The organism is Domibacillus robiginosus (assembly GCF_000966195.1).
Lineage (GTDB): Bacteria > Bacillota > Bacilli > Bacillales > Domibacillaceae > Domibacillus > Domibacillus robiginosus.
Genome location: NZ_LAHL01000059.1, coordinates 17076 through 30487, shown reverse-complemented (window position 1 = coordinate 30487; position 13412 = coordinate 17076). Strand labels below are relative to the sequence as shown.

Sequence of the window (13412 nt, the reverse complement as noted above, 5' to 3'; positions counted from 1 at the left end):
TCATTACTACCTGTACCGCAGTATGAATCTGAATAAGGGAGCGGAGCGTTCGGACCGTACAATAAAAGAGTATGAAAAAGAACTGTCCCAATTGATACAACACATGATGCAGTTTCCGCAGGAAATCGGGCTGGACATTGAGCCGTTTGAAGAAGGATCCTTATTTAAAAGTTTGTCTCCGCGGCATCTGCGGCGTTATCAGTCCTGGCTTGCGGAGGAAAGTCCACGCGTCAAAACAAAAGGGCCTTATTCACCCGCAACTCTCGCGCGTAAAACCACCATCCTTAAAAGCTTCTTTCGTTTTTTGCACGAGAATCGCTATCTCAAGCAGCCGATTCACCAAGGACTGCGTCCGGCAACGGTTCGGAAAGATGACTGGCCGAACCGAGACTTGGGACCAGGTGAAGTTATTCAACTGTTGGACTATTATAGGGACCGTAATCCGATTATGTTTACTTTGATTCATGTGCTGGTGGGAACGGGTATGCGAAATGATGAGCTGTGTCGGCTTAAAGTATCCGATGTCCGCTTTGATCCGATCCTTGGCGGCTTTTATCTGCATGTAATCGGCAAGGGAAATAAACAGCGAGATATTCCGCTTCGGGATAAAGTGATGGATAGCATTGTGCTATACCGGAAAACTAGGCTTCTGCCGGCAGACTTCCCAAGCAGCAGTGATGAACCTTTGTTTCCGAATAGCAGGTGGAAGGCGTTCCGCCCATCATACTTTGCGACGATGTTAGGGGATGAAATCGAAAAGGTGCCGATCTTATCGATCCAGGCGAGGAAAAAGAGAATTACACCACATGAGTTTAGACATAGCTTTGCGATTATCAGCTATATGAACAACAGTGATGTGTATGCGATTATGCGGGCTCTTGGCCATGAAAAAATCGAGACAACCATGATCTATTTGCAGAAGATTATGGAGCGGGAACAGCACGTTGTACATCAATGGAAAGACAATGCGCTGGGATGGTATATATAATAGAAGAAACTCGGTTTTATAAAGAAGAATATTTTTAGTAACAGAAGGAAAAGGACCTTGTATTGAAAGCATTAGAGGAGCCAGTGCCTAAGCTTATCCAATGCAAAAGTTTTAGTAAAGATGATAGCTGTTATAATTATTAATAGAAGATATTAACAAGACATTTCAGGGGAGGAGAAGTATGATTGATTGGTCAAAGCTAAAACCATACGATACTGATCAAAAAAGAAGTTTTGAAGAGCTGTGTTACCAAATAGCTAGAGTCGAATTTGACGATAAAGGAATTTTCACTTCTGTTGACGATAGTGGTGGGGGGGACGGGATCGAATTTTATCTGACTCTTCCTAATGGAGAAGAATGGGGGTGGCAAGCAAAATTTTATATAGAGGGTCGGCTGGTACAAGGTCGAAAAAAAAGTATAGTTGATTCATTGAAAAAATCTCTAGTAGTTCACCCAAATTTAAAGAAATGGTATCTGTGTGTCCCAATGGATCTTACGGTTGGTGAAAAGCAATGGTTTGATACTACTTTAAAAAACATTGTGCCCGATGGGCTAGAGGTTGAGTTGTATTTTTGGGGAGAAAGTGAGTTTAATTATTTCTTGGGAAACCCCAAATTCACAGGGAGAAAAAACTATTTTTTTGGTGATCTTGAATTAACCATTGATTGGTTTCGCACACAGGTTTCGAACCAATTGTCAGCTATTAAAGGAAAATATAATCCGGCGGTTCATACACAAACAGAAGTGGATTTAGAAATCGATTCATTTTTGTTAAATGAAGGATACCTACGATATCTATTGATGCAACACCAGCTACTTTTAACATCAGTCAAAAAAATTGAACCTGCACTTGCTGAAATTCAAAAAATAGAAACTTCATACCTGCCACTACCAATCAAAAATGATTATTTGAAACATATACAAAAAACAGTTGATATTTTAAACAATTTATTATCCCTCTTTAAGGAAGAAACCACATCTCTTGAAAAGGAACACTATTCTGGAAATCGCTCTTTACCGTTTGAAGAATTGTTGGACAGGCTATTCTCTTATATAACGGATCTCAGGGAAAAAAATTATTCTATTGATAAAGAGTATCTCGATATAGAGAAAGAAACGAATGACATAGAAATTTATAATATCAGAAATATCAGAATTATTCTCTGGGAACCAAATGAAATCATTGAAGAAATGTATCATGTTTTTAGAGAAACTGTAGATAAAGTGTTAAGAAGCAGATCCAATAGTTTATACATTTTTGGAAATGCAGGATACGGTAAAACCCATGTTACTGCTCATATCGCCAGCGAAACGATTGAAAAAGGACTGCCAGCAATATTTATCTCCGGAAAAAACATAGTGGACAGCCGTTTGTTATCAGAACAGCTTTTAGCAAATCTAGACATCCCGAGAAATTATAGCTGGAGTGACTTTTTGAAGGCATTGGATGTTGCGGGGAAAGCATTTAGAACAAAAATCCCAATATTCATTGATGGGTTAAATGAAGTAAGGGACATCGGTATAATTAAAAATGGGTTACATGGATTAATAAAAGAGATATCGTCTTTTGACAATATCTGTCTTATTACCACTTGCAGGACTACATATATTAAACCAATCTTTGAAAAGACTCCTCACCACAGTGTTTATTTACAGGGATTTTCTAATGAAAACTTGGCAGAAGCGATCAAAGTTTATTTTGGTTATTACAAAATAAAAGCTGATATATCTGCTGTTTCACTCGAAGCGTTTGAACATCCACTTTACTTACAAATTTTTTGCCAAACTAAAAACCCAGAAAGAGGGTACGAAAAAAAAGTATTTATCAATGAACAATCCATGTTCGAAATTTTTGAAGCATATATTGATCAATGTAACGAAAAACTTAGTGAAAGATTAAATTTCAATCCAAGAAAAAAAATCATTACCAAAAGACTCACTAAACTAGGTAGCACATTATGGAAAAGAAATCTTAGATCTATTTCAACTGACGAAGCGGAGGACATTCTTGAATACAATCAAGCGCCAGATTGGAATAACTCCATTGAGAAAAATTTAACAGATGAAAATTTATTAATTTATCGGGATTGGTATCGAGATAAAGATAGTGAGGTTATTACCTTTACTTATGATTTGTTGGGCGGCTTTATTGTAGCTAAGCACTTACTACAAGAACATAGGGACTGTTTAAAGGAATTCCTGAATAGTGCTTATACTGTAAAACTACTTTTTGGAGAAGACTATCAGTCTAGACATCCCTTACATGAAGATATCAGTCGGTGTATTGCCTCAATGCTGCCTCTTTATCAGGGGAATTATTTAATGGATTATATTAAAAATCCAACAACTGTTAATTTGACTGTAAAATCTTTTTTTGAAATGTCGCCGGAGAGTATTAATGATAATGCAAAGAATTTAATTAAAACTCTTTTTACAGAACCACGTAATCGAAAACGTTTTTTTAATTTAAGTGAAAAGACGTTGAGGCAAGTTGGTCATCCGCTGAATACCCATTTTTGGACGGTGTTATTAAATGATTTAAGTATGGCTGAAAGGGATGTTTCCTGGAGTGAATATATAAGAGAACATAAAGTTGATACAGAAGAAACAATCGATACATTAGAGCAACGTTCGAATACTGTCCAAACAAAACTAGATTCGTACGAGAAAGAATATTTATACTTGTTAGCAGAGAATGTCATGTGGACATTGACTAGTACGGTTAGACCGTTAAGGGACAGAGCTACACGTGCACTTTACTACTTCGGCAGAGCTTTACCTGAGAAATTTTTTGATTTACTGCACCATTCTTTTTCTATTAATGATCCTTATGTATCTGAACGTATGTTGGCAGCTCTTTACGGTATCGGAATGGCTAAGCAGTATGACTTTGAAGATGAAGAATTTAGGTTAAATACTTTGCCTATTATGGCTAAAACATTATATAACTTGATGTTTGCTGAGGAAGCCGAATATTATACCACCCATATTTTATCAAGGGATTATGGTAGAAGATTTATCGAAATAGGATTGATTCACCATGCTACACTCTTGAATGATACAGAAAAAGAAAACATTACTCCTCCATATCTTCGATTAAATAGAATGAATTGGGGAAGTCTTGAAAAGGATGAAATTTTAGATTATGGCAGCAACCCAATTAAGATGGATTTTGGAAATTATACTATCGGTAGATTGGTGAAAAGTCGTTCAAACTACGACTACGAGCATGAGGATTACAAAAAAGTCAGAGCGCATATTTATTGGCGCATATATGACCTCGGCTATTCAGCCGAGTTTTTCGAAAATATTGATGGTATCATTGAAGAGAGAAATTTCTCGTATGGTCGGTCGGAAGATGGCAGAAAAACTGATCGTTATGGAAAAAAGTATTCTTGGATTGCTTTTTTTGAGATGGCAGGTTATCGAGATGACGAGGGGTTGCTTGAGGATGAATGGTATCAAGAACAGTACCGAATTTATGAGACAGATATTGATCCAAGTTTTCCAGTTGAAGTGTCCAATATTCAAATCGTAGAAACGGACTATTTTGCTGATCATCTTCCTGTAGATGAGTGGTTGTTGGGAAACTATGTTCCAAATTTTGATGATTACTTGGTAATGGAAGAGATAGGCGGCGAGAAGGGACCATGGGTTTTGTTAGATGGTTATTTTTCAGATGAAAATGAAGACCAAACAAAAAGCTGCTTTTTCTTTCCAAGGGGCTTACTTATAAAGACAGGTGATTTTGAAAAGGGTGTAGCTCTCCTAAGGAAACAATCTCTTGGAGGCAGATGGTTACCAGAAGTCCCCGAGGATTCATATATTTATGCTGGAGAAATTCCTTGGTCACATACCTACCATAAAAACGAGGAAATTGAATTAGGGTTTGTGACATCAAAAGTAGAGGAACCGGTACAGGTCGAACAAAGGGCTCTATTTAAGGATGGAAAAAAATTAACCCATGCAGAAGAGATAGAGTTCCTAGACATGTTGGTAGAAGAAGAGAAGGTTGATTTCATCTCACGCCTTATCCTTGGTTTGGAAGTTATAACAGAAGAAGAAATAGATCTTGCAGCATACAGTATGAAGATGGAAAAGGAAATCGTTGAAAAAGTAAAGGTCAAAGAACAAAAAGAAGTAGTTCATGTCCTTTTACCAGTCCGGGAAAACAGTTGGGACGAAAATAAAAGTGCTGTTATTCCAAGTCGCAACGTAGCATTCCCGAGTAAGGAAATAACAGATTCAATGGAGTTGATTGGTCAACCGCAAACTTTTGATTTATATGAAAAGAACGGAAGAAAGGCCTCTATAACAGTAGCATTTGGTGATCCGTATACTAATAGACAGAAATTCACATATTTAAGAAAGGATTTATTAAATAAATTTCTAGAAAAAGAGGGATACCGGCTGATTTGGGGATTATGGGGCGAAAAAGAAATTTCTTATAAAAATCAAGAATTCAGAGAATCCTTTAATAAGAGTTATGGGGATATAAGAAAAGAATTTCAAGAGATCTTCATATATCAAGACAAAGGAAAAAGCTAAATCCCTATCTTAGTTTACAATTCTATAAAATGACAAAAACAACGTTTAAGTAGTTCAGTTTTAGAGTACAAGCACTGTTATATGTATTCTTAAACTGAACTGTTTCTTTGATATATAGGGCAGTTTCTCAATACAGAATCTTTAATAATCAGGCACTTCTTTAACTTGAAAGCTTCCTTTTATAATATAACTTTGAAGAGGATTAGCAAAAATTATTAGACCAGTTTTTGTAATATCTCCTATTTTAAAATGGACAAGGTGTTCAATTAAATGCACAATATAATAAGCAATACTTATAGATTGCTTAACTACTCAATTACTTAAATACATCAAATAATAGAGGAGGACAGACCGTGATTCATAAACCATTTGCCGAAGTTACTATAGATGACATTTTTTCTTTAAAAGAAGATGGAATTGAAGAAGGAAAATCAATTGACTTTAAAAAAGAGCTAAACATCCAACAAGCCGGAGCACGCAAAGAATTTGCATCGGATGTTTCAAGCTTCGCCAATACAGTAGGCGGTGACTTAATAATTGGAGTCTCAGAGGAACAAGGGGTAATAACATCCATTGAAGGAATAGATGTCCCAGATAAAGATCAAATGAGACAGCAGTTAGAAAGTAGTTTGCGGGATCTCGTAGCTCCTCAGATCATGGGAGTCGACATCGATTTTTACCCGGTTGGTGAAAAATTTATTTTACATATAAGAATACCCCAGTCCTACAATGGGCCACACGTAGTGAATAAAGAAAGATTTTATGGACGTAACAACTCTGGAAAATATCCTCTTGACTATGTAGAAATCAAGCAGCGCTTTTTACTTTCAAGTCAAGTTCGGGAAGAAATCAAGCAGTATCATATTGAACGCATTATGAAAGCTAAAGCTGATGAAGGTTATTTTGAGACAACGCCGGGCGCTTCAATTCTTATTAACATTGTACCAATTCAATCATTTGCTGAAAACGTTTTTATTTCTGCTTTGGTACCACAGCGGTTCAGGTTAGCCACTCTTTTTGGTAGCGGATATGACCCGAAAATACAATTCGAGGGGATTGCTGGTATAAATAATTCTAGCTACCATCATCTTAATAGACAGGGTGTTATCGAAATACTGGATAAAAGAATTTTAGAGTACGATAAAGATACAATCCCAGCAAAAAATATAGTTGAACGAATTCTAAGAACTCTCCCATCGGCATTTCACAATTTACTTGAAGTCGGATTGAACGGTCCATATGTCATTTCTACTGCATTACTTGATGTAAAGGATCGAATTGTCTTATACAATGAGCAAGGCTTTTCAAAGCAATCTATGCGGACAAATGACATGATTTTTCCGTCTATACTTATTACCGATCCTTCTGACCTTTCAGAATATGACACAATGCTAAAAGAACTATTCATGAACGCGGCTGGTTATTTTCAGACGCAATACTCTCTTTAAGCAGTAAAAAATCAAATCAGAAAAAACTTTGCACTCCTAAAAAACAATTATTAAAACAATGTCAGTCTCACTTTTGGAATTTAGAAAGTTAAAAAAAGAAGGAGCAATAACAGTCTTCATGCTGTTATTGCTCCTAACGGGGGCTGGAGTGTCTACACTAAGATATACTCCGTTAATGAAAAAGAGAATGTTTACTTCATTGAAATTAACGACAATGAGTACACTATTCTTACATAAAGAGAAATGTACTCAAATTAAAAACAGCCAAGAAGATTCTTGGCTGTAAGAGACTATTTCTTTTATTAGATTGTATTTCTAGTTTAACCAAATCGAAATAATAATATACGGAATAATGGATGAGGGATTTTAAAAACTCTTTTCCTATTTTCGTTAAATGAATCAAATAGTTTTCATCATTCCACAGTGGCGGCATTCACGAAGAAAAACCATGTTTTTAATGGAGCTCTTAAAATGAGCATTTCTGCAATGATCGCAACGGCCACTTTTAATGTCGGGATATTCTCGAATGTTGTAGATTACACTTAGGTCAATCTCCTGTTTTGTTTCCATGTTGTTCACCTCACTCGAATGATCATATCACTTAATCGGGCAGGAATGATAAAGAAATTTATTCTAATTTTCTTTCACAAAACTCTAAAAAAAGCAGCTCGAAAACCCTTTTAATACAGGCTCCTCAGTCCTAAAAACAATATAAATAAATTTTTATATTAATATATATTTATATGACGGATTGTAATATTAAGTGCAACACCTAGAAAATAAAAAAGCCCATGTCAGCTTCGTGTAAAATGTAAGTTCCTACACAAACATTCACGGAGGGCTGTCATGAGCTACCAACATCTTAGCACATTTGAGCGCGCACGCATAGAAACATTAAAGGAATCCGGCTGTTCCCTTCGGGACATTGCTAGAAGAATTGGCCGGTCGGTTTCTACCGTCTCACGTGAGCTGACACGGAACAGTTCCTCTAACGGGCTGTATAAGCCCGAGGCTGCACAGCACCGGTATGAACAGCGGCGCAAAAATTGCGGCTGCCGTGGAAAGTGGTCTTCCACCTTAGCTGAAATTATTGAAGAGAAGCTGGATGCCACCTGGTCACCAGAACAGATCGCCAACCGGCTGTTTAAGGGGGCAGTCTGCTTCAAAACGATTTACAGATGGCTGTATATCGGGCGGCTCAGCCGAAAGGCTGCAGTTCTCCGCCACAAAGGAAAATGCCAAAAACCTCAGGAAACGAGAGGCCGGTTTAATATCGGAACATCTATTGCCGAACGCCCAGCTGAAGTTAAAAAGCGTCAGTCATTTGGCCACTGGGAACTCGACACTGTTGTATCCGGACGCGGAAAAAGCAAGGGTTGTGTCGCTACCTTTGTAGAGCGCAAAACTCGCTGGTACGTGGCGGTCAAAATGACCGACAGATCCGCAGATTCGATGGAAACTACTATTCGGGATTTGTACAGCCGTATGCCTAAGCAAGTCTTCAAGACGGCAACTACCGATCGCGGAAAAGAATTCAGCTGTTATGCCGTGCTGGAAAAAGACATAGGGATCGCCTTTTATTTTGCGGACCCATATTCCCCCTGGCAGCGTGGAAGCAATGAAAATACCAACGGCTTGTTTCGTGAGTTCTTTCCAAAAGGCACCGATTTCAACAAAGTGACGGATGACGAGCTGGGCCGGGCTCTTCAGCTGCTGAACAACCGGCCGCGCAAGTGCCTGGGCTGGCGTACGCCACACGAAGCGTTTATTGCCGAAGTGTTGCGCTTAATTTGACAAATCATCAAATGTTTTCTTTAGGAGCTGATCTATTTTTCGGCTCAGATTATAAAACAGATGCCACCTGTCTGTAATTTGAATAGCGTTATTTGTACCTTCGGTAATTGCCTTGGCATATTCTAAAGAGCCATCACGGGACACTGCTCGAACATCTGGATATTGTTTCAGCCATTCTTTTACATCTTCGACTCTACGGCTTTCCAGGAGGGCTACCGGTTTCCTTGTTGTAAGATCACAGATAATACTGCCATACCGGTGACCTTTTTTTACCGCCCAATCGTCAATCCCGATAATTGAAAAATCTGTGGGCATTAGAATAACCTCTTTTCGTACAATTCGCAGAAATGTATCTGCGCTTGTTGGAATACCGAAGGAGATAGATAGCCGGCTTGCGGCTTCTGCGCTCAAAGAAAATGCCAGATGTCTGAGGAAATCATGTAAACGTGAGGTCTGACGGGCATAAGGCTCATACCAGTCAGGATGACGCTCTGTGAAGATTTTCTGTTCACAAGAAAGATGATTACAAAAGAATTTGCGGCTCTTTATAAATAAAATTAACGTTTTTGAAAATAAAGGCTGATCCAGGAGTTTGCGCCAATACCAGCTGTGGCGACGATGTGATACAGTGCCGCATGATGGACAGCAGCCGCTAGAGGCGGACGATTCAAGGTATAAATGAAGAGAGTCAGGTAATTGTAGAGAACCTAGCACCTTCCAATTAGGAAAGAAGGAATGAATATTCACGATATTCACATCCAATCAAAGGTTTTACTATCTCTATTCCCTAAATCTCTTTTCACCAAAATAGCGGGAGAGCCAAAAGTAACTCGGCGTTGACACGGTACAGAAAACACCTATCATTTTCTACTCCTCATTATCTGTATCATTGAATTTATCTAACATTGTTATCGTATCAACAAGGTGATTATTAAAAATTTGACGAGCGACACTGAGCAACTCAATAATCATAGGATCTCTTAAGGAATAAATGACCCGATTCCCATTTTTGGTTCCTGAAACGATATTTTTTGCTCTGAGGACTGTTAATTGCTGCGATACTGCCGAACCTTCACTACCCACAAGATTTTGAATTTCATTTACATTTTTGTCTCCGTCAGCTAAAAGTTCAAGAATTCTTATTCTAAGTGGATGAGCAAGAGCTTTAAAAAATTCAGCTTTAAACTGTTGCATTTCTAAGTTCAATTTATTTCCCTCTCTTTCTAGATACAATTAAGATGTCGTAACTACTTCACCCTTACCTTTTTCTTCAATGTTTTCATATTCACCAGAAAGGATTGTACATTCCCTAAAAGCAAAATGTTTGCATCCAAGACATTTATCCTTATTTAGATGTTCAATTGCAAAATCTATTGCATTTCCAGTATGATCAAAAAAACGCCCTTCTCCTATATATTCAAATAAACCTGTCTTTACTAACACGCTTCTAGGTTGAGGTTGAATACCAGATATCAATACAACCCCATGTTTGGAAAAATCCTTTATAATACTTGATAAATACGACTCACCAGTTGTATCCATAAAAGGGACTTTCCCCATCCTCAAGAGTAAAACCCTCGGTTTATAGTTGATCGTATTCATGATTGAGTGCTCAAACGCTTGAGCAGCCCCAAAAAATAAAGGACCTTCTACATTATAAATACTAATTTGAGGACAGTCACGAGAATCTGTCACCATGCGAGCTTCCATCTTTTCATGTTTATTGTTTGGGTTAGGTAGTGCCTTAGCTGTTACCATAATATCGCTCATACGCTTTGTAAATAAAACTACTGCTAATAAAAGGCCTACTTCAACAGCCACTGTAAGATTAACAAAAACTGTTAATAAAAATGTAACAACTAGAACAAGTGAATCTTCCGTTTTTGTTTTTAACACGTGATAAAATACATGCCTCTCACTCATGTTCCACGCTACTACCATTAAGATAGGGGCCATACTGGCTAACGGGATACTTGAAGCATAAGGAGCAAGAAGTACTAATACTAACAAAACGACAATTCCATGTATCATTCCGGAAAATGGCGAGACCGCACCATTTTTGATATTTGTAGCTGTTCTGGCTATGGCTCCTGTTGCAGGAATTCCACCAAATAAAGGAGTAATCATATTAGCGATACCTTGACCCATTAATTCTCGATTACTATTATGCTTACTATTTGTCATACCATCAGCCACCACTGCAGATAATAAAGATTCGATACCCCCAAGTAATGCAATGACAAAAGCTGGTCCAATTAATTGTTGTACGTGTTCAAAGGTCATTTCAGGTACCGCAAAATGAGGTAAGGCACTTGGAATCTCACCAAATGTTGAGCCAATTGTAGCTACCTGATTTGGATAAAATATGCTGGCTATCACTGTAGAGAATAATAATCCTATTAGTGGACCTGGAATCTTCGGGAAAAATTTTGGCGTTAACAAGACCGCAATAAGACATATTCCAGCAGTGAATACACTATAAAAATTAATTGAATGAATGTGAATGAAAATTTCTCTGATATTACTTAAAAAGGTTTCATGTTTCTCTACCCCTGTAAGGCCTAAAAAATTAGCAATTTGACCCACAAAAATAATGACGGCTATTCCTGATGTAAAGCCTATAGTTACTGGCCTTGGAATAAATTTAATTAATGAACCAAGTTTAAAAATCCCTATTAAAAATAGGATAATACCTGCAAAAAATCCAGCAATTAATAAGTTTTCATATCCATAAGTCATGACTATTCCAAATAAAATAGGAATAAAGGCTCCTGTAGGTCCACCAATTTGATACCTTGACCCACCAAATAATGAAATTAAAATACCTGCAATGATTGTAGTATATATTCCATATTCGGGTTTAACACCAGAAGCAATTGCAAACGCCATACCCAAAGGTATAGCTATGACACCAACGACTAGACCAGACAATAGGTCTTTTTGAAAATTTGGTAAAGAATACCCATTATATCTCCCAGTAAAAAACCATTTATGCTGCATAACCAACCCTTCTTCTTTTATAATATTTGCATATCAGTATATCTGATTATTTGAATATACTATGATATGAATTTACACTGTTTCCTTAATTATGTCAAAAGAAATTTTCGAGGTGAAATACATGAGAATAGGAGCAAGGGTTTTGTTTAATAACACAATATATAAAATTTTATATATTTATCCCACGGGATATTGTGAACTAAAAAAAGAGGACGATCCCTTTAAATTTGAATTGATTCATATCAAAGATTTAGAAAAAATTAAAGATACTCGTAACAATTAAGGAAAGAAACATATAAAAAAATATTTGTTGGTTATTTTCAAGATAACAATATTAGTATTTGGGAGGATAAAATGGGAGAGTGTACAATATTTTGTGTAAATGGATAAATAGAAAAAGGAAGACCTTTTCTTGTAGAATTGAATCACCACAACACAATTCACAGAAAAGAGGTCTTCCTATGAACCAGTTTACAACAGATATCGTCGACGCTCTAGTAAAAAAACAAGACATTACGGAAGTATTTCGTTTACACCTTGAAAAAGCGGTTAATTCACTGCCTACAGCCGAATTAACGGCGTTTTTAGATTACGAGAGATATGACCGGATTGGCTTTAACTCAGGCAATTCCCGCACACTGCACACCCAATATGGGGATCTCCAGCTGACCATCCCGCGTGACCGCAATGGAGAATTTAAACAACAGACCATCGCACCTTACCGGCGCTCGAATGACACGCTTGAATCGTTTGTCATTCACTTGTTTCAAAAAGGCGTCACGATGACTGAAATCTCCGATTTAATTGAGAAGATGTATGGCCACCACTACACACCGCAGACAGTTTCCAACATGGCTAAAGCGATGACAGGGCAGATTGAAGCTTTTATCCGCCGTCCCCTTAGTGCCCGATATGTCTGTGTATATTTAGATGCCACCTACATTGCCGTTAAGCGTGAAACGGTTTCGAAAGAAGCCGTCTACCTGGCGGTCGGTATCCGGGAAGACGGGTCAAAAGAAGTCCTTGCCTACACAATCGCTCCCACAGAATCTGCATTTGTCTGGAAAGAGCTGCTTCTTGATATGAAGGAAAGAGGCGCAGGCGAAGTCCTTTTGTTTATTTCTGATGGCCTGAAAGGCATCACGGACAGTATCTTCCATGTCTATCCCCATGCTCAGTACCAGACATGCCTTGTCCATCTTGCCCGCACCATTGCCCATAAAGTCCGTGTTTCAGACCGGGCTGAAGTCTGCGGGGACTTCAAAGCCGTCTATCGCGCTGAGAGTGCCGAAGAAGGACAAAAAGCACTGGAAGCCTTCTGTTCCAAATGGCAGGCGGTTTACCCAAAGGTGACGAAGTCACTGGCTGAAAACCCATATATCTTTACGTTTTACAGCTTCCCAAAATCCATTCGGCGAAGCCTTTATTCAACGAACCTGATTGAATCGTTCAATAAACAGATCAAGAAATACACGAAGCGCAAAGAGCAGTTTCCAAACGAAGAAGCGCTGGAGCGCTTTCTCATTTCACAGTTTGAGGACTACAACCAGCGCTTCTCTTTGCGGTGCCATATTGGTTTTGACCAGGCGCGTGCGGAGCTCGCAGCCATGTTTAAAACGACTAATTAAATGAC

9 protein-coding genes are annotated in these 13412 nt (G+C 38.0%); 5 read left to right on the top strand and 4 right to left on the bottom strand.

Translation table 11 applies throughout. The features are described from left to right. The 3 genes from VP97_RS20740 to VP97_RS20730 form a co-directional block, all read left to right on the top strand. On the top strand, positions 1-988 hold a 988-nt coding region (locus VP97_RS20740; protein ID WP_050184071.1), incomplete at its 5' end, for a tyrosine-type recombinase/integrase. A gap of 181 nt (positions 989-1169) precedes the next feature. Further along, positions 1170-5537, top strand: a complete 4368-nt coding sequence (locus VP97_RS20735) for an NACHT domain-containing protein (protein WP_050184068.1) — start codon at positions 1170-1172, stop codon at positions 5535-5537. A 353-nt stretch (positions 5538-5890) separates the two neighbouring features. Beyond that, a complete protein-coding gene (locus tag VP97_RS20730; protein WP_050184067.1) occupies positions 5891-6985 on the top strand; it encodes an AlbA family DNA-binding domain-containing protein in 1095 nt (364 codons plus the stop codon). A 399-nt stretch (positions 6986-7384) separates the two neighbouring features. Here VP97_RS20730 and VP97_RS25020 read toward each other — a convergent pair whose 3' ends face one another. Further along, positions 7385-7555 carry a DUF8096 family protein gene (locus VP97_RS25020; RefSeq protein ID WP_483782905.1) on the bottom strand — a complete coding sequence of 57 codons (171 nt, stop codon included), beginning with the start codon at positions 7553-7555 and terminating at the stop codon, positions 7385-7387. A gap of 276 nt (positions 7556-7831) precedes the next feature. On the opposite strand from VP97_RS25020, the gene VP97_RS20725 reads away from it, so the two are divergent. Further along, complete coding sequence (locus VP97_RS20725; RefSeq protein WP_050184066.1) at positions 7832-8779, top strand: IS30 family transposase; 948 nt, start codon at positions 7832-7834, stop codon at positions 8777-8779. On the opposite strand, the gene VP97_RS23515 is transcribed toward VP97_RS20725, so the two are convergent. From VP97_RS23515 to VP97_RS20710, 3 genes are all read right to left on the bottom strand, one after another. After that, positions 8771-9526 carry an ISL3 family transposase gene (locus VP97_RS23515; protein ID WP_172656826.1) on the bottom strand — a complete coding sequence of 252 codons (756 nt, stop codon included), beginning with the start codon at positions 9524-9526 and terminating at the stop codon, positions 8771-8773. The two genes, VP97_RS20725 and VP97_RS23515, sit on opposite strands and share 9 nt — an antisense overlap. A 120-nt stretch (positions 9527-9646) precedes the next feature. Then, the gene (locus tag VP97_RS20715) at positions 9647-9985 is read right to left on the bottom strand and encodes an ArsR/SmtB family transcription factor (protein ID WP_050184064.1); all 339 of its coding nucleotides are present in this window, start codon (positions 9983-9985) and stop codon (positions 9647-9649) included. A gap of 27 nt (positions 9986-10012) precedes the next feature. Then, on the bottom strand, positions 10013-11779 hold the full coding sequence (locus tag VP97_RS20710) for a SulP family inorganic anion transporter (protein ID WP_050184063.1): 1767 nt from the start codon (positions 11777-11779) through the stop codon (positions 10013-10015). Positions 11780-12240: 461 nt separating this feature from the next. Here VP97_RS20710 and VP97_RS20705 point away from each other — a divergent pair, with 461 nt between their 5' ends. After that, positions 12241-13407, top strand: a complete 1167-nt coding sequence (locus VP97_RS20705; protein ID WP_050184062.1) for an IS256 family transposase — start codon at positions 12241-12243, stop codon at positions 13405-13407. The last annotated feature ends 5 nt before the right edge of the window (positions 13408-13412 follow it).

Coding starts and splice junctions, on each gene's coding strand:
- VP97_RS20735 (WP_050184068.1), top strand. CDS start 1,170: ATGATTGATTGGTCAAAGCTAAAACCATACGATACTGATCAAAAAAGA.
- VP97_RS25020 (WP_483782905.1), bottom strand. CDS start 7,555: ATGGAAACAAAACAGGAGATTGACCTAAGTGTAATCTACAACATTCGA.
- VP97_RS20725 (WP_050184066.1), top strand. CDS start 7,832: ATGAGCTACCAACATCTTAGCACATTTGAGCGCGCACGCATAGAAACA.
- VP97_RS20710 (WP_050184063.1), bottom strand. CDS start 11,779: ATGCAGCATAAATGGTTTTTTACTGGGAGATATAATGGGTATTCTTTA.
- VP97_RS20705 (WP_050184062.1), top strand. CDS start 12,241: ATGAACCAGTTTACAACAGATATCGTCGACGCTCTAGTAAAAAAACAA.